This window comes from Methylobacterium brachythecii (genome assembly GCF_014196345.1).
GTDB classification, from domain to species: Bacteria; Pseudomonadota; Alphaproteobacteria; order Rhizobiales; family Beijerinckiaceae; genus Methylobacterium; species Methylobacterium brachythecii.
In genome coordinates this window covers 206,157-230,907 of record NZ_JACIDN010000003.1, presented here as the reverse complement: position 1 = coordinate 230,907, position 24,751 = coordinate 206,157, and the positions used below count along the sequence as shown (strand labels likewise).

The 24,751-nt window shown below is 66.8% G+C and carries 29 protein-coding genes; 16 read left to right on the top strand and 13 right to left on the bottom strand.

All coding sequences use genetic code 11. From position 1 onward, the window contains the following. Positions 1-2: 2 nt before the first annotated feature. The 3 genes from GGR33_RS08750 (at position 3) to GGR33_RS08740 (ending at position 2,010) form a co-directional block, all read left to right on the top strand. Positions 3-476: a hypothetical protein gene (locus GGR33_RS08750; protein WP_183504067.1), complete on the top strand. Its 474-nt coding sequence runs from the start codon at positions 3-5 to the stop codon at positions 474-476. Between the two features lie 278 nt (positions 477-754). Continuing rightward, positions 755-1,216: a peptidylprolyl isomerase gene (locus GGR33_RS08745; protein WP_183504065.1), complete on the top strand. Its 462-nt coding sequence runs from the start codon at positions 755-757 to the stop codon at positions 1,214-1,216. 74 nt (positions 1,217-1,290) lie between these two features. Next, the gene (locus tag GGR33_RS08740) at positions 1,291-2,010 is read left to right on the top strand and encodes a spermidine synthase (RefSeq protein WP_183504063.1); all 720 of its coding nucleotides are present in this window, start codon (positions 1,291-1,293) and stop codon (positions 2,008-2,010) included. Positions 2,011-2,038: 28 nt separating this feature from the next. On the opposite strand, the gene GGR33_RS08735 is transcribed toward GGR33_RS08740, so the two are convergent. Together GGR33_RS08735 and GGR33_RS08730 are read right to left on the bottom strand one after the other, a co-directional pair. After that, positions 2,039-3,058, bottom strand: a complete 1,020-nt coding sequence (locus GGR33_RS08735) for an N-acetylmuramoyl-L-alanine amidase (RefSeq protein ID WP_183504061.1) — start codon at positions 3,056-3,058, stop codon at positions 2,039-2,041. Positions 3,059-3,317: 259 nt separating this feature from the next. Beyond that, on the bottom strand, positions 3,318-4,706 hold the full coding sequence (locus GGR33_RS08730; RefSeq protein WP_183504059.1) for an aminotransferase-like domain-containing protein: 1,389 nt from the start codon (positions 4,704-4,706) through the stop codon (positions 3,318-3,320). 198 nt (positions 4,707-4,904) lie between these two features. Between GGR33_RS08730 and GGR33_RS08725 the strand changes: the two genes are divergently transcribed. Continuing rightward, positions 4,905-5,285, top strand: a complete 381-nt coding sequence (locus GGR33_RS08725) for a DUF983 domain-containing protein (RefSeq protein ID WP_183504057.1) — start codon at positions 4,905-4,907, stop codon at positions 5,283-5,285. Positions 5,286-5,377: 92 nt separating this feature from the next. Here the strand turns inward: GGR33_RS08725 and pncB are convergent, their stop codons facing one another. Further along, a complete protein-coding gene (pncB, locus tag GGR33_RS08720) occupies positions 5,378-6,670 on the bottom strand; it encodes a nicotinate phosphoribosyltransferase (protein WP_183504055.1) in 1,293 nt (430 codons plus the stop codon). Between the two features lie 179 nt (positions 6,671-6,849). Between pncB and GGR33_RS08715 the strand changes: the two genes are divergently transcribed. After that, on the top strand, positions 6,850-7,194 hold the full coding sequence (locus GGR33_RS08715) for an ArsR/SmtB family transcription factor (protein ID WP_183504053.1): 345 nt from the start codon (positions 6,850-6,852) through the stop codon (positions 7,192-7,194). Next, positions 7,191-7,703, top strand: a complete 513-nt coding sequence (locus GGR33_RS08710; protein WP_183504051.1) for an SRPBCC family protein — start codon at positions 7,191-7,193, stop codon at positions 7,701-7,703. Before GGR33_RS08715 ends, GGR33_RS08710 begins: the two co-directional genes overlap by 4 nt. Positions 7,704-7,847: 144 nt before the next feature. Here the strand turns inward: GGR33_RS08710 and GGR33_RS08705 are convergent, their stop codons facing one another. Then, complete coding sequence (locus tag GGR33_RS08705) at positions 7,848-8,351, bottom strand: pyridoxamine 5'-phosphate oxidase family protein (RefSeq protein ID WP_183504049.1); 504 nt, start codon at positions 8,349-8,351, stop codon at positions 7,848-7,850. A 106-nt stretch (positions 8,352-8,457) separates the two neighbouring features. On the opposite strand from GGR33_RS08705, the gene GGR33_RS08700 reads away from it, so the two are divergent. The 6 genes from GGR33_RS08700 (at position 8,458) to GGR33_RS08675 (ending at position 13,869) form a co-directional block, all read left to right on the top strand. After that, a complete protein-coding gene (locus GGR33_RS08700; RefSeq protein WP_183504047.1) occupies positions 8,458-8,739 on the top strand; it encodes a hypothetical protein in 282 nt (93 codons plus the stop codon). Positions 8,740-8,849: 110 nt separating this feature from the next. Further along, positions 8,850-9,983 (top strand): Mrp/NBP35 family ATP-binding protein, encoded by a 1,134-nt coding sequence (locus GGR33_RS08695; RefSeq protein ID WP_183504045.1) that lies wholly within the window; start codon positions 8,850-8,852, stop codon positions 9,981-9,983. 29 nt (positions 9,984-10,012) lie between these two features. Next, positions 10,013-10,693, top strand: a complete 681-nt coding sequence (gene mobA / locus GGR33_RS08690) for a molybdenum cofactor guanylyltransferase MobA (protein WP_183504043.1) — start codon at positions 10,013-10,015, stop codon at positions 10,691-10,693. A 137-nt stretch (positions 10,694-10,830) separates the two neighbouring features. After that, on the top strand, positions 10,831-11,640 hold the full coding sequence (locus GGR33_RS08685; RefSeq protein WP_183504041.1) for an inositol monophosphatase family protein: 810 nt from the start codon (positions 10,831-10,833) through the stop codon (positions 11,638-11,640). Between the two features lie 189 nt (positions 11,641-11,829). Next, positions 11,830-13,074, top strand: coding sequence for a glutamate carboxypeptidase (locus tag GGR33_RS08680; protein WP_183504039.1), 1,245 nt, complete (start codon positions 11,830-11,832; stop codon positions 13,072-13,074). A gap of 249 nt (positions 13,075-13,323) precedes the next feature. Further along, positions 13,324-13,869 (top strand): adenine phosphoribosyltransferase, encoded by a 546-nt coding sequence (locus GGR33_RS08675; RefSeq protein WP_183504036.1) that lies wholly within the window; start codon positions 13,324-13,326, stop codon positions 13,867-13,869. A gap of 150 nt (positions 13,870-14,019) precedes the next feature. Here GGR33_RS08675 and purQ read toward each other — a convergent pair whose 3' ends face one another. Both purQ and purS read right to left on the bottom strand, forming a co-directional pair. Continuing rightward, the gene (gene purQ, locus GGR33_RS08670) at positions 14,020-14,700 is read right to left on the bottom strand and encodes a phosphoribosylformylglycinamidine synthase subunit PurQ (RefSeq protein ID WP_183504034.1); all 681 of its coding nucleotides are present in this window, start codon (positions 14,698-14,700) and stop codon (positions 14,020-14,022) included. Beyond that, the gene (gene purS / locus GGR33_RS08665) at positions 14,700-14,939 is read right to left on the bottom strand and encodes a phosphoribosylformylglycinamidine synthase subunit PurS (RefSeq protein WP_183505014.1); all 240 of its coding nucleotides are present in this window, start codon (positions 14,937-14,939) and stop codon (positions 14,700-14,702) included. The genes purQ and purS overlap by 1 nt, the downstream gene beginning before the upstream one ends. Positions 14,940-15,165: 226 nt before the next feature. Between purS and GGR33_RS08660 the strand changes: the two genes are divergently transcribed. Together GGR33_RS08660 and GGR33_RS08655 are read left to right on the top strand one after the other, a co-directional pair. Beyond that, positions 15,166-15,408: a type II toxin-antitoxin system Phd/YefM family antitoxin gene (locus tag GGR33_RS08660; protein ID WP_183504032.1), complete on the top strand. Its 243-nt coding sequence runs from the start codon at positions 15,166-15,168 to the stop codon at positions 15,406-15,408. After that, the gene (locus GGR33_RS08655) at positions 15,408-15,836 is read left to right on the top strand and encodes a type II toxin-antitoxin system VapC family toxin (protein ID WP_183504030.1); all 429 of its coding nucleotides are present in this window, start codon (positions 15,408-15,410) and stop codon (positions 15,834-15,836) included. The genes GGR33_RS08660 and GGR33_RS08655 overlap by 1 nt, the downstream gene beginning before the upstream one ends. A 66-nt stretch (positions 15,837-15,902) precedes the next feature. On the opposite strand, the gene GGR33_RS08650 is transcribed toward GGR33_RS08655, so the two are convergent. Then, positions 15,903-16,406 (bottom strand): TetR/AcrR family transcriptional regulator, encoded by a 504-nt coding sequence (locus GGR33_RS08650; protein WP_183504028.1) that lies wholly within the window; start codon positions 16,404-16,406, stop codon positions 15,903-15,905. A 120-nt stretch (positions 16,407-16,526) separates the two neighbouring features. On the opposite strand from GGR33_RS08650, the gene GGR33_RS08645 reads away from it, so the two are divergent. Next, the gene (locus GGR33_RS08645) at positions 16,527-17,297 is read left to right on the top strand and encodes an SDR family NAD(P)-dependent oxidoreductase (RefSeq protein WP_183504026.1); all 771 of its coding nucleotides are present in this window, start codon (positions 16,527-16,529) and stop codon (positions 17,295-17,297) included. 125 nt (positions 17,298-17,422) lie between these two features. On the opposite strand, the gene guaA is transcribed toward GGR33_RS08645, so the two are convergent. Continuing rightward, positions 17,423-18,994 carry a glutamine-hydrolyzing GMP synthase gene (gene guaA / locus GGR33_RS08640; protein ID WP_183504024.1) on the bottom strand — a complete coding sequence of 524 codons (1,572 nt, stop codon included), beginning with the start codon at positions 18,992-18,994 and terminating at the stop codon, positions 17,423-17,425. A gap of 276 nt (positions 18,995-19,270) precedes the next feature. Between guaA and GGR33_RS08635 the strand changes: the two genes are divergently transcribed. Beyond that, positions 19,271-20,299, top strand: a complete 1,029-nt coding sequence (locus GGR33_RS08635; protein ID WP_183504022.1) for an alpha/beta fold hydrolase — start codon at positions 19,271-19,273, stop codon at positions 20,297-20,299. Between the two features lie 210 nt (positions 20,300-20,509). Here the strand turns inward: GGR33_RS08635 and GGR33_RS08630 are convergent, their stop codons facing one another. The 5 genes from GGR33_RS08630 to thiO all read right to left on the bottom strand — a co-directional run bounded on the left by GGR33_RS08630 (position 20,510) and on the right by thiO (position 24,728). Further along, positions 20,510-21,403: a hypothetical protein gene (locus GGR33_RS08630; protein ID WP_183504020.1), complete on the bottom strand. Its 894-nt coding sequence runs from the start codon at positions 21,401-21,403 to the stop codon at positions 20,510-20,512. A 298-nt stretch (positions 21,404-21,701) separates the two neighbouring features. Continuing rightward, positions 21,702-22,475: a thiamine phosphate synthase gene (locus GGR33_RS25870; protein WP_284210697.1), complete on the bottom strand. Its 774-nt coding sequence runs from the start codon at positions 22,473-22,475 to the stop codon at positions 21,702-21,704. Continuing rightward, positions 22,472-23,275 (bottom strand): thiazole synthase, encoded by an 804-nt coding sequence (gene thiG, locus GGR33_RS08620; protein ID WP_183504018.1) that lies wholly within the window; start codon positions 23,273-23,275, stop codon positions 22,472-22,474. The genes GGR33_RS25870 and thiG overlap by 4 nt, the downstream gene beginning before the upstream one ends. A gap of 23 nt (positions 23,276-23,298) precedes the next feature. Further along, on the bottom strand, positions 23,299-23,508 hold the full coding sequence (gene thiS, locus GGR33_RS08615; RefSeq protein WP_183504016.1) for a sulfur carrier protein ThiS: 210 nt from the start codon (positions 23,506-23,508) through the stop codon (positions 23,299-23,301). Beyond that, on the bottom strand, positions 23,505-24,728 hold the full coding sequence (thiO, locus tag GGR33_RS08610; protein ID WP_183504013.1) for a glycine oxidase ThiO: 1,224 nt from the start codon (positions 24,726-24,728) through the stop codon (positions 23,505-23,507). Before thiO ends, thiS begins: the two co-directional genes overlap by 4 nt. Positions 24,729-24,751 lie beyond the last annotated feature (23 nt).

The following is a 24,751-nucleotide window of genomic DNA, read 5'->3' as shown; positions in this document are numbered from 1 at the left end:
CCATGCGCCGGCTCGCTGCCCTTGCCGTGATGGCAGTGGCGCTGCCGGCGCCGGCCTTTGCCTACGAGCGATGGCTGCAGCCACCGCTCAGCCTTCCTCAGGGGCTTCGGCACACGGCTCAGGTGCCGATCGACCCCAAGTCGAAGAATGATCATCCCGCCAATACCCTGCGCGAGCTCTTCCCGGCCCTCTCTGCCTGCTGGACGGCTCCGGAAGGCCTCGCCAAGTTCGAGCGCACCGAGATCACCGTGCGCTTCAGCTTGCGGCGCGACGGCTCGCTGATCGGCACCCCGCAGATCACGTTTTCCAAGACGCCCGCCGACGAGCGCGGCAAGGCCTTGCTGGTCGAGGCTAGCCTGTCGGCGATCCGCCATTGCACTCCGGCCCGGGTCACCCCAGGGCTTGGCGGCGCCATTGCCGGGCGGCCGCTCTCGCTTCGTTTCATCTACGACGGACCGAAGGGCCAGGGCGTCTGAACGGCCGAGCTTCGACATCGACGGCCGGGCCGCCTGCGATCCATGCCGATAGGTCTCTCGACCTGGACCTCGTGCCTCTGGTACGGGGAACCGCTCGCCCAACAGAGACAGACGGCGCGTAGGTCTGCGGGCCTTGACGCGGCTGGCTTCGCCAAGACCGCGTCTTCGAACGCCGCACACCCAGCATCCGGATCTCGACGATCCAGGGCAGGTAGCCCGATCACTCGGTCGCGATCGCGCGATCGGTCAGAAACCGAAGAACTCGAGGAGTATCGAGAATGGCAGAGGCCAACGAGACCATCGTCCTGGAGACCACCAAGGGACGCGTCGTGATCGCGCTGCGCCCCGACGTCGCTCCGAACCACGTCGAGCGCATCAAGACGCTGGCGGGCCAGGGCTTCTATGACGGCGTGCCGTTCCACCGCGTGATCGACGGCTTCATGGCCCAGACCGGCGACCCGACCGGGACTGGCTCGGGCGGCTCGGATCTCCCCGACTTGAACGCCGAGTTCAACGCCGAGCCGCACGTGCGCGGCACCTGCTCGATGGCACGCACCAACTTCCCGCACTCGGCGAACTCGCAGTTCTTCATCTGCTTCGACAGCGCCCGCTTCCTCGACAAGCAGTACACCGTCTGGGGCAAGGTCATCGAAGGCATGGACGTCGTCGACACCATCAACAAGGGCGAGCCGCCGCGCTCCCCGGACAAGATCGTCAAGGCGAGCGTCGGCACCGCCTGATCGCTCTTCGAGACCTTGGCCGTGGCGATCCACCTTCGCCGCGGCCGATCCGACTCCCCCCAGCGAGCATCCCGATGATCCCCTGGGAGCATCTCGATACCGGCCCGATCCCCGGTGAGGACACCCCGCTTCGTTTGATGCGGCGGGGTGAGGAGTATTCGATCTTCATCGGCCCGACCGAGTTGATGGGCACCCGCGTCAGCGCATCCGAGAAGGCGCTCGCCACGCTGGTCTGCGCCCGGCTCCGGGATCGACCGCGCGCCCGCATCCTGATCGGCGGCCTCGGCATGGGCTTTACTCTGCGCGCCGCCCTCGATGCGCTCGGGCCGGACGCCGCCGTCGTCGTCGCCGAACTCGTCCCGGCCGTCGCCGCATGGGCGCGCGGCCCGTTGGCGCCGATCTTTGGGGGCAGCCTCGACGATCCGCGCGTGGATCTTCGGGTGGACGATGTCGGCGCCCAGATTCGCCGGACGCCCGGCCAATACGATGCGATCCTGCTCGACGTGGACAATGGCCCCGAAGGCTTGATGCGGGCGGAGAACGATCGCCTTTACGGCCTGGAAGGTCTCGCCCAGGCCCGCGCTGCGCTTCGCCCCGGCGGCATACTGGCAATCTGGTCGCAGGGGCCGGATGCGGCTTTCACCACCCGTCTCAAGCGGTCGGGCTTTGCCGTCGAGGAGGAACGGGTACGGGCGCATGGCGGCGGTGGTCGCCGTCACGTGCTCTGGCTCGCGACTCGCCCGACCGGAGGAGCCAAGCCGCATTCCGGACTGTCTCGGGGCCGACGCGGCTAACGCTCCGATCCAGCCGAATACGCAGCGCTCAGTAGCCTTTTGCGATCAGTGGCAACTGCTTGAGCAGCGGTGTGCCAGGACAGGGTTTGATGGGGTAAAGCCAGTAATGACAAGACAACCCCGAAGACATGACAGCTTCGTTCAGTTTGGTTGTCGTCTCTGAGCAAATGCGTTTGGTCACGGGATCGTAATCCCGTTTTGCATTGGCCGCGAGCGCAGCTTGCATAGGATCCTTGGGGACGAGGCAGTCTCCGACGAAACCCGTAGCCAATGCCTTGCGGCAACCAACCTTGCCGACGACCCAAGAAAACAAAAATTGAGCCGACATGATCTGATTTGGTGTAGCCTCGCTTTCTCTCGTCTGGATCTCGACGCTGATCCAAAAATTGTTGGCTATTCCCCCTTGCGCATTGGCGACGCGGTTGATCGGATTGACCTGGATCAACGTTCCATCGGTCACGATGATAAAGTGCGCTCCGACTCCTCTCCCGGCCCAATCGTTGACGCAGCTTGAAACGCAGGCTGGGCCGCTTAGGCTCTGGTAGATCCACGTCGTATGGACCGCCAATCCGTTGATCTTGGTCAAAGGGGCTTTGTTGGGCTTGAAGGTCGTTTTCTTGGGAGCGATGTAGAGCGAGTACGGTATCGCCCAAGGACAGATATACGGACTCTCGAAGTTGCCGTAGTTGTCGGCCCATTGCTGCATCAAATCTTGGGTGGGATCAACGACGTCGGTTCGTTCAGCCAGCGTGGCGAAAGTGCCGTAGCTGGTTGTCGCTACTCCTGATGCTCTATCTCCCAGCACCGTCGGAGCCATCATCAGGTATTCGTTCGTCGTCGACGACCGGGTCCAGTTTATGTTGACCCTGCCTCCAATACGCGTCCAAGTTCCCACTCCATTCGATCCGGCGTCCCAAAAATCCCGCCACTGAACGGAGCCTGGTTTATTGCCGGTCGGGGCTGAAAACGTGTACTTGTACTTAAATTTTGGAATCGCGCCCTCTAGGTGGTTCACGACCCAGGTTCCGACGATGCTGTCTTGAGCCATATCGCGCTGCCCCAGATTTAGTTTTCGCGTCTTGATCCACTGTTCGCTTGTGGCATATACAACATACCCAAGCATAGCGCGTTTTGTCGTGCGATTTCGACACTCTCGCGATCGCGGCCGAGACTGAATTAGCAGACGGTCTGCATCGGACCGGACAGTCCGCTTCGCGCCCAAATCGGTTTCCGGCCGGCATAGACGACACGCATGCCGATCCCGACAGCCGGATCATGCCCTGCAATTTGGTTAGGCCGAGCCTCGATCAGACGACCGTCGAAACGCTTCCAGGCGGTTGCGTCAGCAGTATCGCCAGGAGGCTGAGGCCGTAGCGAAGCGTTTCCCGATCCGGGGCCGCGCCGAGGGAGATCCGGATCGCCTCCGGGGCCGGGCCGATGGCGAAAGCATCGCTCGAGATCACGGTGACGCCGAGCTGGCGCGCATGCGCGCCGAGTTCGGCCCGCTGCCAAGTCTCCGGCAATGTCAGCCAGAGGTGGTGCCCGCTGGGTTGGCTTTGGATCGACAGCCCTGCCAAGGTCTCCCTGGCGATCGCCTGTCGGAGCCGGTTTTCCGAGCGAATGGCGCCAACGATCTCATCGAGTTCGCCCTGGGCCATCCAGTGCGAGGCGAGCGCGGCGCCGAGCGGCGGAGCCATCATGCTGATGGTGCGCAATTCGGAAGACAACCGCACCGCCTCGCCGGTCCCGGGCGCGGCCACGTAGGCGATACGCAGGCTCGGACTGACGCATTTCGACAGCGTTGCGACGTGCCAGGTGATGTCGCCCGCCAGCGCCGCGAATGGCGCGGGCGCGTCGGGCGGCAAGCTACCGTAGGCGTCGTCTTCGATGATCGCGACACCGTGCGAACGCGCGATCTCCGCGATCTGCTCACGCCGCCGCGCCGGCAGCGTGGCAGTGGTCGGGTTGTCGAGCGTCGGCACGAGGTAGAGCGCCCGCGGCCCTGCGCGCTGGCAGCATTCGCGAAATGACTCGGGGATCACACCGTCCGCGTCGGCTGCTACCGCGACGAGCCTTGCCCCGCGCCGCTCTGCCGCCATGCGCAGCCCGGGATAGGTCAGCGAGGGCACGCAGAGGCTATCGCCCGGTTTGAGCGTCACGGCGAGGATGCCGGCCAGCGCCGTCTGGGCGCCGCTGGCGACGAGGACCCGCTGCACGGGAACCGGACCCAGCCTCCGGCCGAGCCATTCGGCGGCGGCGGCGCGATCGGCCATGACGCCGGCGCTGTCCTGGTAGTGCAACCGGTCGAGGAAGCCCGGCGTGGCGGCGAGCGCGGCGAGGCCAGCCTGCATCCGCTCGGCGAGCCGCGCCTCCGGCGGCTGCGGCGGCATGTTCATGCTGAAATCGACGCTGGCCGGGGGGGACGGCTGGCGTCGACCGGGGGCTGGCGGCGCGGATCGACTGACGAAGCTGCCCCGGCCGACCGTCGCGTCGATCAGCCCGACCCGCCGCGCTTCGTTGAAGGCGCGTGTGACCGTGGTGAGGTCGACGTCGAGTTGCTTCGCCAAGGCGCGCTGCGCCGGTAGACGGTCACCCTGCCCGAGCGCGCCGCTGCGCACGTCGCGCGCCAGCGCCTCGACGATGGCGAGGTATTTCGACCCACCGCCAAATGCGATTGTCGGGCTCCAGAGCTTCATTGTTGCCTTACAAGTCCCTACATTGTATGCGTACCGCGAAACTGGCCGTTGCGACGCAAAGCAACCTGATTATCGGCTCTGCTGAGCCCAGAAGTGCACAATGTATGGATTAGTAAGCCATACATTGTGCAGAAGCAACCCTCATTCGCGGTGCTAGGCGGCTCTGATGGAGGGACTTAGATCGTGGAGAAGATACGGATGACCGATCAATCGCTCCTCTCCGTCGGCTTGCGTTGCCGTTGCCCGCGCTGCGGCGAGGGACACCTCTTCAAAGGGTTCATCACCCTCAAGCCCGAATGCGAGGCGTGCGGCCTCGATTACGGTTTCGCCGATCCCGCCGACGGGCCGGCCTTCTTCATCATGATGACGATGGCCTTCCCCGTGACGGCCTTCGGCATCTGGCTGGAGCTTGCCTATGATCCGCCGTTCTGGGTCCACGTGGTACTGACCCTGCCGCTTCTCCTCCTAGCCTGTGTCCCGGTGATCCGGCCGCTGAAAGGCCTCTTCATCGCGAGCCAGTACCGCAACAAGGCCGGCGAGGGACGGCTGGCCGTGCCGGCATCGTCGAGGGCAAGCTGATCGGCGGTGGCACCAGCGACCAGGACGCCCTCATCTGCCAGGCGGGGGCGACGCGCTGAAGTTGCGCCTGGCGGCGGGGGGCGGCCGCCCGATCAAACCAGCACGGGCTGTGCCGCCTGCTCCCCCACGCCGAACACGCGCTTGTAGCGCTCGACCTCCGCTGCCGGCCCCTGCGCCTTCGACGGATTGTCGGAGATCTTCACGGTCGGCCGGCCATCGGCCTCGATCACCTTGCAGACGATCGAGATTGGGTCGAGCCGCTTGTCCGGCATGAACCTGCGGAAATCGTTGGTCAGCAGCGTACCCCAGCCGTAGCCGATCCGCAGACGGCCGTGGAAATGCGCGTGGATGCGCTCGATGTCGGCGATGTCGAGCCCGTCCGAAAAGATCGCGAGTTTTTCGCGCGGGTCCGAGCCACGGGACTCCCAGAAGCGGATCGCTTCCTCGCCGCCCTCGATCGGGTCCTTCGAATCGATACGGATTCCGGTCCAGGCCGTGAGCCAGTCGGGCGCATCGGCCAGGAAGCCGGTGGTGCCGTAGGTGTCGGGCAGCGCAACCAGCAGGTTGCCCTCGTAATCCTGTTGCCAGTCGGCCAGCACCTCGTAAGGCGCCTTCGCCAAGGCCGCGTCGTCGTTGGCCAAGGCCGAGTAGACCATCGGCAGTTCGTGTGCGTTCGTCCCGACGGCCTCGACCTCGCGGCGCTGCGCGATCAGGCAGTTCGAGGTGCCGAGGAAAGCCCCGCCGAGCCCCTCCTGCATCGCCTGCACGCACCAATCTTGCCAAAGGAAGCCGTGGCGGCGGCGGGTGCCGAAATCGGCGATGGAGAGGTCAGGCAACCGCTTCAGACGCTCGATCTTCTCCCAGACCCGCGTCATCGCGCGGGCATAGAGTACCTGCAGTTCGAACTTGCCCATGCCGTTCAGCGTGGCGCGCGAGCGCAGCTCGTTCAGGATGGCCAAAGCCGGCACCTCCCATAGCGTGGTCTCGATCCACGGACCGTGGAAGGTCAGCACGTATTGGCCGTCGCGCTTCTCCAGCTCGTAGGGCGGCAACCGGAAGCCTTCGAGCCAATCCGTGAACTCGGAAGCGAACATCTGTCGCTTGCCGTAGAAGCTGTTGCCGCGAAGCCAGGTCGCCTCACCGCGGGTCAGCCTGAGGCTGCGGGCATGGTCGAGCTGGGCGCGCAGTTCGCCCTCGTCGATCTCGTCGGCGATACGGATCGCCGGCGAGCGGTTCTTTATGCCGAAGGTGACGGGCAGGTCGCGATGGCGGCGAAAGATCGTCTGCGCCATCAGCAGCTTGTAGAAATCGGTGTCGAGCAGCGACCGGATGATCGGGTCGATGCGGAAATTGTGGTTGTAGACGCGAGTCGCGAGGTCGAGCATCGAAGTCGGCCGGCCCTGACGCGACCCCGTCCGGCCGCCGGGCGCAAAGGCTCACGCCCGGGCCCGTGAAGTCAATCCGATATGCCACGCCGGGCCGCGAAAGAGCAGGCGCTCTGCCCGCTCATTAGCATCGCCCCGCTTGTATCCCAATCAATGCATCGATATGCATATACATTGTCATGCATATAAATCCCTTCGAAGCCCTCTCCGATCCGACGCGCAGGCTCATCGTGGAAACGTTGCGCCAGGGCGAACGGCCGGTGAGCGACATCGTCGCGAAGGCCGGCATCCATCAATCGGGCGTCTCCCGGCATTTGCGCATCCTCAGCGAGGCCGGCTTCGTCTCGATGCGGCCGGACGGGCAGCAGCGGCTCTACGCCCTGCGACCCGAACCGTTTCGCGAACTCGATTCCTGGCTTTCCGGCTACCGGGAGCTCTGGGAAGCCCGCCTCGATCGCTTCGGCGCAGCCCTCGACAAGAAGCGCAGCGACCGCACCACCCCCAAGAAGGAGCCACGCCCATGAGTGACAGAGGTTCGTTCGCGCAGACCGGCAGCGCCCAGGAAAGGGTCGTCGTCGAGCGCACCTATCCCGCGGCGGCCGAGCCGCTCTGGGAGCTCTGGACGACGAAGGAGGGCTTCGAATCCTGGTGGGGGCCGGAAGGTTTTCGCGTCGACGTGCACGCCCTGGAGGCATGCGCGGGCGGCGTGCTCCGATACGACATGATCGCGGATGCGCCTGAGGCCATCGCGGCCATGAAGCATATGGGCCAGCCGATCTCGCACATGACCAACGGGCGTTTCGGCGCATTCGAGCCGCACGACAGGCTGAGCCTGATCCACATCATCGACTTCGTCGCGGGCGTCGCTCCCTACGAGGTCTCGATCGAGGTGGAGTTTCAGCCGTTGGGCGACCTGACGCGGATGGTCGTGACGCTCGAGCCGCATCCCGATCCGCATTGGACGAAGATGTCGACGCTGGGTTTCCAGAGCCAGATCGGCAAGCTGGATCGGCGTTTCGGCGGCGGAAACTAGACACCGCACCGTCATTCCTGGGCTCGCCAAAGGCGAGAACCCGGAATCTACGACTGGCCTCGACGGTCGTTGCCGGCGTCGCACCACGGGTGGATCCCGGGTTCCGCTACGCGGCCCCGGGATGACGTGTGTGTGAGGAAACCCTCAGGCCAAGTTCACCTTCTCCGTCTCCGTCTTCGGGCTCTTGCCGGTCAGCGAGGCTTTCACGAAGCCGTAGAGGTGGACCATCTTGCTGTTGGGGCTGTCCCAGTACTCGCCATGCTCGGGATGGACGCGGATCAGCGCGACTTCCGGGTCGTCCTTGCCATTGGGGAACCAGGTCTTCAACGCCGCCGACCATTTCTGGTCGATCACGGACTGGTCGGTGACGATCTCGGCCTTGCCCGCGACGGAGACGTAGTTCTGGCTCGATGGGTCGGCAAAGGCGAGGTTGATCTGGTTGTCGCGGCCGATCTCCGCGGTCTTTGGCGAATGCAGCCGCGTGAAGAACCAGAGATCGCCGTTCTCGTCGGCATCGTTGTTCCACATCGGCCGGCTGTTCAGCGTGCCATCCGGATCGGCAGTGGTCATCATCGCGACCTTGACGTCCTTGATCAGTTCGAAAAGCTTCTTCGCGCCCTCGTGGTCGCGATGGTTGCCCTGGTGCATGAGGTTCTCCAACGAGTCGGTGATCGCCGGCTGCGGGGCCGAGCGAAACGTGCCCCGACAACGGACGCGCCTCCGGTTGGTTCAGACGAGGCCGAGGGGAGATGTGATGCGCGAGACGCGTTTCCTGGTTCCGCTGATGCTGGGGCTGCTGGCGGCGATGCCGGCCGCGGCCGAGGTCCGTTTCGGCCCCGGCGTGCGGATCGGCGGCCACGATTTCTCGCACCGGCGCTATCGGAGCGTGCACATCCAGCGGGCGAGACGCCTGCCGGGCCCGCCCGGCTGTCGCCATGTCCGCAACGGGTTCTACCGGCGCGGCGACGGCTCGGTGGTGCGCGGGCCGATGGAGCGATGCAATCTCGTCGCCATCCCGCCCTCGCGCAGACGCTGAGGCCGGCCCCGGTTTCGGGCTGGCGTTCCGGGCGTTCGGGGTTACATGGGCTGTTGTTGTATTCACCGCGCTGACGAAGGCGGCCGCTGACCGGCCGCGAGGAGCTGACCTTGGCGATCACCCGTGACGACGTGATCCAGGCCCTGTCGACCGTGGCGGTCGATGGCGGCGGCACCAGTCTGCCGGGGTCCGGCCGGCTCTCTCAGGTCGTGGTCGATCCGACGGGCCGCGTGATGTTCTCGATTCAGATCGACCCGAGCGAGGCCAAGCGCTTCGAGGCCGTGCGCCGCGAGGCGGAAGGGCGCATTCTCGCCATGCCCGGCGTGTCGAGCGTCTTTGCGAGCCTGACCTCCGAGCGCGGTCCGAACGCACCGCCGGCCCAGCCGCCGCGCCAATCCGGGCCCGGTCCCGGCGCGCCGCCGGTTCCCCCGCGCACAGGCCCTGCCCTGCCCGGCGTCCGGCACGTCGTGGCGGTCGCCTCCGGCAAGGGCGGCGTCGGCAAGTCGACGACGGCCTGCAACCTGGCGCTCGCTCTGCATGCCCAGGGTCTGCGAGTGGGGCTGCTCGATGCCGACATCTACGGGCCGTCGGTGCCCAAGCTGTTCGGCATCGAGGGCAAGCCGCGAGTGATCGAGGGCAAGGTGCTGGAGCCGATGCAGGGCTACGGCATCAAGGTGATGTCGATCGGCTTTCTGATCGACGCCGATTCCGCGATGATCTGGCGTGGCCCGATGGTCCAGTCCGCGATCACGCAGATGCTGCGAGACGTTGCCTGGGGCGATCTCGACATCCTCGTGGTGGACATGCCGCCGGGCACCGGCGACGCGCAGCTCACCATGGCCCAGTCAACGCCGCTTTCCGGCGCCGTCATCGTCTCGACGCCTCAGGATCTCGCGCTGATCGACGCGCGCCGCGCCGTGAGCATGTTCAAGAAGGTCTCGGTGCCGATCCTCGGCGTGATCGAGAACATGGCGACCTTCATCTGTCCGCATTGCGGCGGGACGTCCGACATCTTCGGCCATGGCGGCGCACGCACGGAAGCGGCGCGGCTCGAAGTGCCGTTCCTCGGCGAGGTGCCGCTGACCATGGTGATCCGCGAGACCTCCGATGCCGGCCGCCCGGTCGTCGCGACGGACGAGGACGGACCGCAGGCCAAGGTCTATCGCGAGATCGCCGGCACGCTCTGGTCCAACCTCAACGCTGCGCCGGCCGGCCGCGCCGCGCCGCGCATCGTCATCGAGTAGCGCGCCGGCCGCATGGCGCCGCCGACACCATGACACAGCCGATTCTTGGGCTGATCCTGGCCGGCGGCCTCGCCCGCCGCATGGGCGGCGGGGACAAGCCGCTGCTGCGCCTCGGCGGCCGCACCCTGCTCGACCGCGTCGTCGAGCGCCTGAGCCCGCAATGCGGCGCCGGGCTCGTGCTGAGCGCCAACGGCGACCCGACGCGCTTTGCCGGGTTTCCCGGCCCGATCCTTCCCGACGGCATCCCCGGACATCCCGGCCCCCTCGCCGGCATCCTCGCCGCGCTCGACTTCGCGGCGGAACACGGCAGCCGTCTCCCCTCTTCCAACCCACACCCTCATCCTGAGGTGGTGGTGGGGATCAGCCGGGTCGTCAGCGTCTCCAGCGACGCGCCCTTCATCCCATACGATCTCGTCGACCGGCTTCACGCCGCCCTCGACGCGGACGACCCCCGGATCGCCCTGGCAGCCTCGGAGAAGAAGCACTACACCGTCGCGCTCTGGCCCATTTCACTGCGGCACGACCTCCGCGCGGCTCTGGTGGAGCGCGACGAGCGCCGCGTCGGCGCCTTCGTCGCGCGGCACGGCGCGGTCGTGGTCTCCTGGCCTACCGAGCCGTCCGACCCATTCCTCAACATCAACGAACCGGACGACCTGGCGGCGGCCGAAGCGGTTCTCGCCGATCCGGACAAGGCCCGGCTGCTGCGATAGGATTCATCGTCGAGGATGCGCCGGCGCGCCGGCAGATATTCGCGCGTGCCTATGGCGCTCGGCCGCAACGCGTATAGAAGCGCGTTCATCCCCGATCCCATCCAGCGCGCCGGCATCCGGCCGCACACGGACGCTCTATGATCAACTCCCCCCTCATGACCGTGATGGTCGACGCCGTCCGCAAGGCCGCCCGCGGCCTCAAGCGCGATTTCGGCGAGGTCGAGAACCTGCAGGTCTCGCGCAAGGGGCCGGGCAACTTCGTCTCCGCAGCCGACCGCAAGGCCGAGGACGTGCTGCGCGATGCGCTGATGAAGGCGCGGCCCGGCTACGGCATGGTGCTCGAAGAGAACGGCGTGATCGAGGGCACCGACAAGAGCCACACCTGGCACATCGACCCGCTCGACGGCACCACCAACTTCCTGCACGGCATCCCGCATTTCGCGATCTCCGTAGGCCTGGAGCGCGACGGGCTCGTGGTGGCCGGCGTGATCTACGACCCGATCAAGGACGAGCTGTTCATGGCCGAGCGCGGCAAGGGCGCCTACCTGAACAACCGGCGCCTGCGCGTCTCAGGCCGCGCCGAGCTCGCGGACGCCCTCGTCGCCTACGGCTCGCCCTATCTCGGCCGCGGTGACCAGCCCCGCCTGCTCAAGGAGGTCGCCGCCGTGATGCAGGTGACCGGCGGTGCCCGCCGCTTCGGCTCGGCCGCCCTCGACCTCGCTTATGTCGCCTGCGGCCGCAACGACTTTTACTGGGAGCGGGACATCCAGTCCTGGGACATCGCGGCCGGCATCATCCTCGTGCGCGAAGCCGGCGGCTTCGTCACCAACGCCGATGGCGGGGCGGAACCCCTCGCGGCCAAGACCGCCGCCAAGTCGATCGCCGCCGGCAACGAGGCATTGCACGGCGAGCTGATCGGGATTTTGCGGAAGGCGAACGCGGCCTGACGAGTTCGCTCAAGCCCACTCCGCACCCGTCATTGCGAGGCGAAGCCGAAGCAATCCAGGGCCACACCCGCGACGCCGGCGCGTTGGGCCTGGATTGCTTCGCTGCGCTCGCAATGACGGCGAAGCGCAGTGCCTTGACTTGCGTTGACCGCCCGGGCTGAACGCCGTCAGCCAGCACGGAACGATCTCATGCCCTTGCCACGCAATCGCCTCTCTCGCCTCGCCGTGGCAACTCTCGCAGCAAGCGTCGCCCTCGCGCTACCCGCGCAGGCCGAGCCGAACGCCACCGTGCTCAAGCAGGCCGAGACCTACAAGCAGCCCGTCCTGACGCTTCTCGAAAAGCTCGTCTCCATCGATTCCGGCACCGCCGACGCGAAGGGCGTCGACGCCGTCGCCGAAGTGGTGAAGGCTGAGCTGAGCGCGCTCGGCGCCAAGGTCGAGACCGTGCCGTCGAGCGTGCCCGACAAGGGTGCGAACGTCGTGGCGACGCTCTCGGGTTCGGGCAACGCCCGCATCCTGCTCGTGGCCCACATGGACACGGTGTTTCCCGCCGGCGAAGTGGCCAAGCGCCCGTTCAAGATCGAGGGTGGCCGCGCCACCGGGCCAGGCGTCATGGACGACAAGGGCGGGATCGTGCTCGCGCTCTACGCGCTGCACGCCCTGCGCGATCTCGGCTACACGAATTACCGAACCATCACCCTGCTGCTGAACTCCAACGAAGAGACCGGCTCGGCCGGCTCCCACGAGTTGATCTCTGCGCAGGCCCGCCAGCACGACGTGGTGTTCAACCTCGAGCCGGGCCGGCCGACGGACGGGCTGGTCATCGCCCGCAAGGGCGCGGCTCAGCTTCAGGTCGATGTGAAGGGCCGCGGCGCCCATGCCGGCGTTGCCCCCGATAGCGGCCGCAACGCCGCCACCGAACTCGCCCACCAGGTGCTCGCGATCGGCAGCCTCGGCGATCGCGCCAAAGAGACCACGGTCAACGTCACCACGCTGAAGGCCGGGACGGTGGTCAACGTCATCCCTGATGCCGCGACGGCGCAGGGCGACATGCGCGCCTACGTCTCGGAAGAGTTCGACCGCGTGGAGCGGGACCTTTCTGGACTGGCCAAGACCACGCACGTGCCCGACACCAGCGTGACCACCAAGCTCACCCGCACCTTCCCGCCGATGCCGCGAAATGCCGGCACCGACGGACTCGCGGCCAAGGCGCAGGCGATCTATGCCGAGATCGGCCGCAAGCTGACCCTGGAGAGCAGCGGCGGCGCCGCGGATTCGAGCTTCACCGCGGCCGCCGGCACGCCGACCATCGACGGGCTGGGCATCGTCGGTGGCGGCATCCACTCGAAGGACGAGTATGCCGAAGTGGAAAGCATCGTACCGCGGCTGTACCTGCTGACGCGGCTGATCATGGAGACGGGCGGGGCGAATTAGGCCGCAAACCCAACTTCGTCATTCCGAGGCTCGCGTAGCGAGAACCCGGACCCGAAGGGGCGTCCAGAGCGTGCAATCCACGACTGGGCTCGACACCTCGCATCACAGGGGGAATTCCGGGTTCCGCTCCACGGTCTCGGAATGACGGGGCTAAGTCGCCAGCCCACTCGTACTCCACCGCCACTGGCCCCCTGGCACGGCTTCTGCTCTAAGCTCCGCCACGGACTGAGATAAAAAGGCCCCCGCCGCATGGAAGCCCGCAAGCACAACGCCCTCAAGGACTCGATCCGGTCGATCCCGGATTACCCGAAGCCGGGCATCATCTTTCGAGACATCACCACCCTGCTCAGCGATCCGCGCGCCTTCCGGCGTGCCGTGGATTCCCTCGTGCATCCGTTCGCGGGCGGCCAGGTGGATCAGGTGGCGGGCATCGAGGCGCGCGGCTTCATCCTCGGCGGCGCGGTGGCGCACCAGCTCTCCTCGGGCTTCGTGCCGATCCGCAAGAAGGGCAAGCTGCCCCACCACAAGGTCTCGCTGTCCTACGCCCTGGAATACGGCACCGACGAGATCGAGATCCACGTCGACGCCATCAAGAAGGGCGACCGCGTCCTCCTGGTCGACGACCTGATCGCCACGGGCGGCACAGCCACGGCGGCCGTGACCCTGCTGCGCCAGCTCGGCGCCGAGGTGGTCGCGGCCTGTTTCGTGATCGACCTACCGGAGATCGGCGGAGCGCAGAAGCTGCGCGACCTCGGGGTCCAGGTGCGGACGCTGGTGGAGTTCGAGGGGCACTGAGAACGGGGGCGGCTGCCCCTCAGCCGTCATTCGGGGGCTCGCGCAGCGAGAACCCGGAATCCACCCGTGATGCGCGGCGCCGTCGAGGCCAGTCGTGGATACCGGGTTCGCCTACGGCGCCCCGGAATGACGCGGGGGACTACGAACTCGTCAGGCCGCCAGGCTCTGGAACAGCCCACGCCCGTCGACACCGCCGAGCATGTCTTCGACGAAGTTCTCGGGGTGGGGCATCATCCCCAGCACATTGAGCTTTTCGGAATAGATCCCGGCGATGGAGTTCAGCGAGCCGTTGCGGTTCGCATCCTCGGTCAAATCGCCGGCGGCGTCCGAATAGCGGAAGGCCACGCGGCCATCGCCTTCGAGCCGGGCGACCGTCTCCGCATCGGCGAAGAAGTTGCCCTCGCCATGCGCGACGCAGACGTCGATCACCTGGCCCTTCGTGTAGGCCGTGGTGAAGCGCGTATCGGCCCGCTCCACGCGCAGCATCTGGCGATGGCAGATGAATCGGCGGTTGATGTTGCGCATCAGCACGCCGGGCAGCAGGCCCGACTCGCACAGGATCTGGAAGCCGTTGCAGATGCCGAGCACGAGGCCGCCGCGCGCCGCATGCGCTCGCACGGCATCCATCGCGGCCGCCCGGCCGGCAATGGCGCCGCAGCGCAGGTAATCGCCATAAGAGAAGCCGCCGGGCAGCACCGCGAGATCGGTGCCCGCGGGCAGCTCGCTGTCGGCATGCCAGACCTTCACCACCTCGGCACCGGCGAGCGTCAGCGCCCGCGCCACGTCGGCATCGCGGTTGGAGCCGGGGAAAACGACGATCGCCGCGCGCATCAGGCGATCTCGATCGCGTAGTTTTCGATGACCGTGTTCGCCAGCAGCTTCTCGCAGGCAGCCTTCAGCGTGGTCTCGGCCTGTTCGGTGTCGCTGCCTGCGAGCTCCACATCGAAAACCTTGCCCTGGCGGACGCTGCCGACATCCTGAATGCCGAAGGATTGGAGCGCCGACTCGATGGCCTTGCCCTGCGGATCCAGGACGCCGGTCTTCAGGGTGACGACGATGCGGGCCTTGATCATCGGGGACTTTCGTAGGCGGAATGTCGGGGACGCTAGCGCGTCCGTTTTGTCCGCTTGCGGATAGGACGAAGCGGACGAATTCGCAAACCCGAGATGTCGGGCTTGGGCACTCGATGGCAGAGCGCGAGCGCTACTGCTGTGGACGAGCGAGCTGATGCGGGGTGCATCTGGAGCGATCGCGTCGGATCGACTATATGACCATCTACATGGTCAGGAGCGTGCCGTGGACGTCGTCAATCTGGCAGATGCCAAGGCTCATCTGAGCGAGCTCATCGATCGGGTGGAGTCTGGCGAGTCGATCGACATCACGCGGCGGGGCAAGCCGGTCGCACGGCTAACCAGCATCTGCACGCAGCGTAAGCAAATCGACGTTGCGATGCTCCGATCGCTCACAGAGACGATGGCACCTCAGCCCGAGAGCGCAGCGGATCTCGTGCGATCGATGCGGGATGGCGACCGCTACTGATGCTCTACCTCGACACGTCGCTGATCATCGCCGCGCTTTCCAACGAGGCGATGACGCCACGTGTCCACGAATGGCTGGCAGAGCAGAACGCGGCGCAACTCGTCATCAGCGATTGGACGATGACGGAGACGTCGTCGGCCTTGTCGATCAAGTTGAGGACCGGCCAGATCACCTTGGAGCAGCGGGCTGCAGCTTTATCGGCGTTCAACAAGTTGATTGCCGACAGTCTGACGGTGCTGGCGGTGTCTGGGGCCCAGTTCAGGGCAGCGGCAAAATTCGCCGATCAGCACACCCTCGGGCTTCGCGCCGGCGATGCGCCTCACGTCGCCATCGCATCGGAGCACGGCGCAACGGTCTGCACGCTCGATCAAAAGCTGGCAGGCGCGGGTCCTTTCATTGGGGTGCCGGCTTTGAAGATCGAGCCGTAGCTAGGCCGCATCTCACCCCCACTCGATCGTCCCGTCGAGGCTGTAGGAGTCGGCGATCCTGTCAACTCAATCGAGCGCCGCGGTCGCGCGATCGAAGATCTCGGGATCGCTCTGAGCCGTCGCCATCAGGATCGCGCCTTCGAGGACGGCCATGACCTGCGTCGCGCGATCCTCGGACAGGCCGGCCTTTCGGAGGCTGTCGAGCCCGCTTCGGAAGAAGCGGTGCACCTCCACCATGACGCCGGGCGGCAGATCGGCCGATGCCGCCCCGAGTGCCCCGCACAGGCACATGCGTGGCCCATCCCGAAGAGCATCGCGGAAGACGGCTCGCCATGCCTGAATCGCGTCGAGGCCGGAGGCCATGCCGGCCTCCACCGCCTCCAGGACACGATCATTGTAGCGATGGGCCACCGCAGCGGCGAGCGTGTCCTTCGAGGGGAAATGATAGTGCACGCTCGCGGCCTTCACGCCGACATCCACCGCGATCTCGCGATAGCTGAAGCCGCTATAGCCCGCCTCGCGGATACGGCGCTCCGCCGCGTCCAGGATCGCCCCTACGGTGTCGGTCACGACTGCTCCGTCTCGATGCCAGAAATCTATCTACCTGTCGTCAGATAAGACTTGCAAGCACGATCGCGGCCGCGTAGCTGCCTCGTCGTTATCTACCTATCGTCAGATAAGGAGACGGGAATGGCTCGGTTTCAGGATAAAGTCGCCGCGATCACTGGAGGCGGCTCGGGCATCGGCAAGGAGACGGCACGCCGCCTTGTCGCCGAGGGGGCTAAGGTCGTCATCAACGGCCGCGATAAGGCCAAGCTAGAGGCGGCGGCGCGCGAGATCGACCCGACCGGTCGATCGGTCGTCGTCTCGGCCGGCGACATCGCCGACCCCGCCACGGGCGCCGCTCTCGTCGATCGCGTGGTCGAGACTTTCGGCAAGCTCGACATCCTCGTGAACAACGCTGGCGTCTTCAATCCGAAGCCGTTCCTCGACCTCAGCGAGGCCGATTACGACTGGTATCTCGACACGATTCTCAAAGGAAAATTCTTCACCGCGCAGGCCGCCGCCAAGGCGATGAAGGCAACCGGTGGGGTGATCGTCCAGACCGGATCGATGTGGGCCATTCAGGCGATCGGAGCGACGCCGTCGGCGGCCTATTCCGCGGCGAATGCGGGCGTGCACGCGATGGTGCGCAACCTCGCGATCGAACTCGCGCCCCACAAGATCCGGATCAACGCGGTCGCGCCCGCCGTCGTCGAGACGCCCGTCTACGGCACGTTCCTGTCGCCCGATGAGGTCGCGAGCGTCCTGCCGACCTTCGACGCCTTCCACCCGCTCGGCCGCAACGGCCAGCCGGGCGACGTCGCTGAGGCGATCCTGTTCCTAGCCTCCGATGACGCCTCCTGGATCACCGGAACCGTGCTTCCCGTCGACGGAGGCGTCACGGCCGGTCGCCAATAGCGCGTTGGAGGCGGGGACCGTTCAGAGGTGTGCCACGCCGAACCGAACTCGGCCAGGCACACCTTTCACTGCAGGCGGATGGTCAGCCTGATCCTGGGCTCGGTCGCGCCGTGAGGGCCGCGGCCTCACTCCCACTCGATCGTCCCAGGCGGCTTGGACGTAATATCGTACGTCACCCGGTTGATCCCCTTCACCTCGTTGATGATGCGCGTCGCCACGCGGCCGAGGAAGGCCATGTCGAAGGAATAGAAATCGGCGGTCATGCCGTCGATCGAGGTCACGGCGCGGAGCGCGCAGACATGGTCGTAGGTGCGGCCATCGCCCATCACGCCCACCGTCTTCACCGGCAGGATCACCGCGAAGGCCTGCCAGATCGTATCGTAGAGGCCGGCCTGGCGGATCTCGTCGAGGTAGATCGCGTCGGCCTTGCGCAGGGCCTCCAGCTTTTCGCGGGTGATCACGCCGGGGCAGCGGATCGCGAGGCCCGGGCCCGGGAAGGGATGGCGGCCGACGAAGCTCTCGGGCAGGCCGAGCTCACGCCCGAGCAGGCGCACCTCGTCCTTGAACAGCTCGCGCAACGGTTCCACGAGCTTCATGTTCATGCGCTCGGGCAGGCCGCCGACATTGTGGTGGCTCTTGATCGTCACCGAGGGGCCGCCGGAGAACGAGACGCTCTCGATCACGTCCGGGTACAGCGTGCCCTGGGCGAGGAAGGCCGCGCCGCCGAGCTTCTGGGCCTCCTGCTCGAACACGTCGATGAACAGCCGGCCGATCGTCTTGCGCTTCACCTCGGGGTCGTCGACGCCCTCCAGCGCGCTGATGAACAGGTCCTGCGCCTGAACGTGGACGAGCGGGATGTTGTAATGGTCGCGGAACAGCCGGACGACCTCGTCACCCTCGCCGAGCCGCATCAGGCCGTGATCGACGAAGACGCAGGTGAGCTGGTCGCCGATCGCCTCGTGGATCAGCACGGCGGCCACGGAGGAATCGACGCCGCCTGAGAGGCCGCAGATCACCTTTTCCTTGCCGACCTGCTCGCGGATCTTGGCGATGGCCTCCTCGCGATAGGCGCCCATGGTCCAGTCGCCGGTGCAGCCGGCGATGTCGCGCACGAAGTTGCGGATCAGCAGGGCGCCATGCGGGGTGTGGTGCACCTCGGGGTGGAACTGCACCGCGTAATAGTGGCGCGACTCGTCGGCGACGGCCGCGAAGGGCGCGTTGCGCGAAAGCGCGATGGTGACGAAGCCCTCGGGCAACTTGGTCACGCGGTCGCCGTGGCTCATCCAGACCGGGTACTTTTCGCCGACATGCCAGACGCCCTGGAAAAGCGGCGAGTCTGCGAGAATCTCGACCTCGGCCCGGCCGAATTCGGCATGATGGCCGCCCTCGACCTCACCGCCGAGCTGCGCCGCCATGGTCTGCTGGCCGTAGCAGATGCCGAGAACCGGGATGCCGGCCTCGAAGATCTTTTGGGGGGCACGCGGAGACAGGTCGGAGGTCACCGATTCCGGGCCGCCAGAGAGGATAACGCCCTTGGGCCGGTGCTCGTCGAAGGCGGCGTCCGCCTTCGTGAAGGGCACGATCTCGCAATACACGCCCTCTTCGCGCACGCGGCGCGCGATGAGCTGCGTCACCTGGGAGCCGAAATCGACGATCAGGATCTTATCGTGCTGGGAGGTGTCGAGCAGGGGAGTCATGCGGCCTCGGGCGTGTCGTGGCCCGAGTTAGACGAGCGCCTCCGACCGCGCAACGCGCCGGGGAGCAAGGGCCGCATGCGAAGCGGAGTGTGGTAGCGCACCTTGCGGCAGCGCGCCGCCGTGCCGCCGATCCCCGCGTCGCCGGACTTCTCGAAATCTTGAACGTCTTCAGACTGCAGGCCCTGGCCCACCCGGCGACCGAGGGCGTACAGGCGGCCCGTCGTCCGAAAGCCCGTCCGGCCTCGCCGACGCAGAGATAAGATCGAGACGAAGACCATGCTGACACTCAACCGACGCCTCGGATTGGCCATCGCGCTCGCGGCCAACCTCCTCGCCGCTGGCGGCCTCAGGGCCGCAGAGAGCGATCCGGCCAGCGCCTACGGCCCCGAGCTGCAGGGCTTCGACTATCCCTTCCCCGTCGAGCGCTATGAGTTCACCTCCCAGCGCCAGCCGCTGCAGATGGCCTATATCGACGTTCGCCCCGAGCACCCGAACGGGCAGACCGCCGTCCTGCTCCACGGCAAGAATTTCTGCGCCGCGACCTGGGACAGCCAGATCCGCGCCTTGTCAGGTGCAGGCTACCGCGTCGTCGCGCCCGACCAGATCGGCTTCTGCAAGTCGAGCAAGCCGGCCGCCTACCAGTTCAGCTTTCGGCAGCTCGCTGAGAACACCCACGCCCTGCTCGAGAAGCTAGGGGTGAAGAACCCGATCGTGATCGGGCACTCCACCGGCGGCATGCTCGCCGCGCATTACGCGCTGCTCTACCCGAAGGAGACCGCGCAGCTCGTGCTGGTCAATCCGATCGGCCTTGAGGATTGGAGCGCCAAGGGCGTGCCGCCGATCTCGCTGGCGCAATGGCTTGAGCGCGACCTGAAGACTTCGGCGGATACGATCCGCGCCTACGAGAAGGCGACCTATTACGCCGGCCATTGGGAAGAGCGCTACGAGCCCTGGGTCCAGATGCTCGCCGGGATGTATCGCGGCCCCGGCAAGGAGCAGCTCGCCTGGAATTCGGCGCTACTCTACGACATGATCATGACCCAGCCCGTGGTCTACCGCCTGCCGCAGATCACGGTGCCGACTCTGCTGATGATCGGCCAGAAGGACATCACTGCCATCGGCAAGGACCTTGCGCCGGCGGAGGTGAAGCCGACGCTCGGCCACTATCCCGAACTCGGCAAGGCCGCCGCGAAGGCCATCCCCGGATCGCGGCTGGTGGAGTTCCCGGAGCTCGGCCATGCCCCGCAGATGTCGGACCCCAACGGCTTCAACAAGGCGCTGATCGAGGGGATCGCAAAGCGATAGAGACAGACCCGGCGCCCGCTCGCGGTCGAGACGGGCGCCGGGGTTCGATGAGCCGGCCCCGGCGGAGGTTTCGATCCCCGCTGCAAAGAGTATCCCCGTCGAGGCGGGACACGCTCGCATCGAAGCACCTGCCACGCAGCCTGTGCGGATGGCTTCAACTGTGTCGCGGAACGGCGCGTCTTCTCGTCGCTCGCGATGAAGTCAGGCGCCCTATGGCTGGACGGTAAAGCGCTGGCTGAACTCGACGGGGCCGCCGTTGTGGCTCACGTCGACACGGTACTGGCCCGGAGGCCAGCCGGCATCCGGCTTGCTCAAGCTGGACGAGACGGTGGGACTCGCCCCGAGCGGGATCTGCACGGAGGAGATCGTGAAATTCGGCGGCACGCCGTCCGTCTTCTCCGCGATCCAGGCCGTCGTGAGGCTGTCGCCGGACTTCACGGCACGGACCGCCAGAGCCAACAGGATCTTGGGTGTCGTCCGAGCGAATGCCGTCTGAGGCGGAACGTTACCCTCCCCCGGGAAGGTCATGGCCTTCTCGATATGGGCGGAATCCGTCGATGACGCGGCCGCGACGGCGGCTGCCGGCGGAGCTGCGGCTGCGGCTGCGGCCGTCTGGGCCGGCGCGCTGTCGCAGCGTCGCAGCGACTCGTAGGCCTCGGGGAATCCACCGAGCTTGAAGTCCGCGTCGGCGCCGTCGAGCTTGAGCACCAGCGTCTTGGCGGCCAGCAGGTTCGGCACGATGCTGTCCGGAAGCAGAGCCGTCAGGGTCTGGCCGTCACCTGTCCAGGCCGACTTGGCGATGGCGACCTTCTTGTCGAGGACCAGCGGAACCTGGAGTTTCTCGTCCTTGCTCCAGGTCCAGTGCTCGTAGACGAAGCTCACGATGGCCTGGTTGCCTGCCAGCGCGAAGATCAAGGCGTTCTCGGCGTTGTCGTCGTCGGGGTCTTTGTACGATTTGCTCATCAGGCAGGCCGGACCCTTCGAGCCGGGCGCCGTGCGCTCGATCTCCCAGCCCTTGACCTTCTCGAACGGCGTCTCGCCCGCCGCCAGCGACGGTCCGCCGAGCAAGAGGGTGAAAGCCGTGATCGTGGCGATGCGTCCCATACCGTCCTCCGAGCGACAGGGCGTCGCTGTGGTCATCGACCTGCGCGGTCGACCCGGACGCGCAGGCAGTGCGCCCGAAGCTTTGCGCTAAGCCTCGTGCGATGGCCACGGAAATTCAGGAAAATCTTCGCATCTCAGTAAACGACCTCGGGATGCGGCCGAGATGGGCGCATGGCGCTCCGCCGGATCAGGATCGATGGCGGCCCGTCGCGACGAGCACCGACATTCCGGTCCGCCCGGTGGCAGAGCAAAGCAGCGCGAGCCGACGCAAGCCCACCTCCACTCTCCCACCCGCACCTCAGGATGAGGGGGTGGGTGGGGGAGCTGAAAGCGCGGCCAGAAGTTGGTGCGTTTCCGCGGCCGGATCACTGGCCCGCATCAACCCGCCCATCACCGCAACACCGGCTGCGCCAGCCTCGCGGCAGCGGCGCGCCTCGTCCACGCCGATGCCGCCGAGAGCGATGATCGGCAGGCCGAGGCCGGCCGCCTCGCGCAGGGCGTCGAGGCCGAGGCTCGGGCCGTAGCCGGGCTTGCTCGCGGTCGCGAAGATCGGGCTGAAGGTGACGTAGTCGGCGCCCGCCGCCGTCGCAGAGCGGATGTCGGCGAGGCTGTGGGCGGAGAGGCCGACCAAGGCTCCAGGTTTCAGGGCATAGCGGGCGGCGGCGACGGTTTCCGGGAGAGCCGCCAGCGCGTTGTCCTCCCCACCGTCATTGCGAGCGAAGCGAAGCAATCCAGCCTCTCCCGTCGAGCGCTGCGGATTCCTGGATTGCTTCGCTTCGCTCGCAATGACGGTGGGGGCAGCGGTCGAAAAAACCGAGCCACCGAGATGCACGCCGTCGGCGCCGATTTCCGCGGCGAGGCAGGCGTTGCCGCCGATCGTCAGGCAGCCTCCGGCTTCGTGTACCAGCCGCAACAGCTCAGCGACCAAGTCCCGCCGGGCCTCCGGCTCAAGATCCTTGTCGCGGAACCAGATCCAGCGGGCACCACCCTCCAGCACCGCCCGCACCGTGTCGGTGAGCGGCCGGTGCGCGCCGTGCCGGTCGGTGACGACGAGGAGTGGCGCAGGGATCACGAGCCCACGAGGCCGAGCTGCGGGCTCGACGGGTCGGCGCGACCGCGGCGCGGGATGCGTCCGGCGAGATAGGCCAGCCGGCCACCCTCCACCGCGTGGCGCATGGCGGCCGCCATGCGGACCGGGTCGTCCGCCTTGGCCACGGCCGTGTTGATCAGGCAGGCGGCAGCGCCGAGCTCCATGGCGATCACCGCGTCGGAGGCCGTGCCGATGCCGGCATCGACGATGACCGGCACCTTCGCGCGCCGGCAGATCAGCTCGATATTGGCCGGGTTTGCGATGCCCATGCCGGAGCCGATCAGCGAGCCCATTGGCATTACCGCGGCGCAGCCGATGTCGGCGAGGCGCTCGCAGATCACCGGATCGTCGTTACAATAGGGCAGCACGGTGAAGCCGTCATCGACGAGGTGGCGGCAGGCTTCCATCAACTCAGTGACGTCGGGATAGAGGGTCTCGCGGTCGCCGATCACCTCGACCTTGATCCAGGTCGTTTCCAATGCCTCGCGGGCGAGCTCGGCAGTCATGATCGCGTCGCGGGCCGTCTCGCAGCCGGCGGTGTTGGGCAGGAAGCGCTTGCCCTTCAGCTTCTGAAACGTATCCGAGCCGTGGCCCTGCAGCGAGACGCGGCGGATCGAGGCGGTGACGACCTCGGCGCCCGAGGCGCGCACCGACTCTGCCATGATGCCCTGGCTCGGATAGCCGGCCGTGCCGATGAACAAGCGCGACGAGAGCTTTTGGCCCGCGATCTCGAGGAGGTCGTCGGTGCCTTGCGCGGTGAGTGCGGTGTCGTGGTGGGTCATGGCGAAAAGCCTTGTTTTCCTGTTCAGCCGCCCTGCATGGCGCGGACGATCTCGATGCGGTCGCCCTCGCTCAAGGCGGTTTCAGCCCAATCCTTCCGACGCACGACGCGCCCGTTGAGGGCGATGGCGATGCCCTCGCTCGGCAACTCGCGCTCCTCCGCCTCGATGGCGAACAGGGCGGCCACGTCGGCCGCCTCGTGCGGCCAGGGTTCGCCGTTGACGATCAGTCTCATGCCCTTGCTCTCTGTTGCTCGGCTTGGCTGGCCTGCGCGAAGCGGCCGAGGCCGAATCCGCGCGCGTAATCCGGCAGGCTGCCCCGCTCGACCAACTCGGCCACCGCGTAGGCCGTCGAGGGGGCGAGCAGGTAGCCGTTGCGGTGATGGCCGGTGGCGACGATCACGCCGTTCGGTAGCACGTCGATGATCGGGGCGTCGTCGTCGGAGGTCGGCCGGAAGCCGCTCCAGACGGCCTCGACCTCCATCTCCTCGATCCCCGGCAGAACCCGGCGCGCGCTCTCCAGAAGCGCGAACAGGCCGCCGGCCGTGACGCCTTCGCGGAATCCACAATCCTCTACTGTCGCCCCGAGGATGAGCGTGCCGTCGCCTTTCGGGGCCATGTGGATCTGGTCGGTCCAGACCATGCTAGACAGCGTGCCGGTACGCCGAGTGGTCTTCAGCGCCAACGACTGGCCCTTGAGTGGCCGGACCGGGAGAATTTGAAAGTCCGGCAGTAGTCCGCCCTCCCCGCTCCAGGCGCCGGTGGCGAGAATCACGGTGTCGGCGCGCAGCGTGCCCCGGCTCGTCTCGAGCAAACCGGGTGACGATCCCGACATCATGACGTGGCGGACTGCGCAACGCTCCACGATCCTCACCCCAGCCTTCTCGCAGGCGCCGACCAGGGATTGCATGACCAGGCGCGGATCGACCTGGGCATCGAGCGGGCAATGGATGCCCGCGGACACGTTCGGGCGCAGCAGCGGCTCGCGCAGACGGGCCTCCGGACCGGATACCCATTCGGCCGCGACGCCGGCCCGCTTCTGCAGATCGAAGCGAAATCGCAGCCGCTCGACTTCGTCGCGGCCGATGGCGAGCACAAGCGTGCCGCCTTCGCGATAGTCGATTGCGATGCCCGCATCCGCTTGCAATTCATCGCGAAATTCCGGCCAGCGGCGCAGGCTGTCGAGCGCCAACGGCAGCAGCAGGTCGGAGCCCGGCTCGTGCTCGGCGGCCGGCGCCAACATGCCCGTCGCGGCAAGGCTCGCCCCGGCGCCCACGGTCCCTCGCTCGATGACGGTGACGGAGCGTCCGGCCTTGGCCAGACGCCACGCGATCGAAAGGCCGATAAGGCCGCCGCCGACCACTGCGACGTCGCAACGTCCTGGCAGTGAAGCAGAATTCGCAGGCCGGTCGAGGCCGCGTCTCAGGCCGATCGGGGAATGCAAGACAGCCGACACGAGACCTCCACGGTTACCCGTAA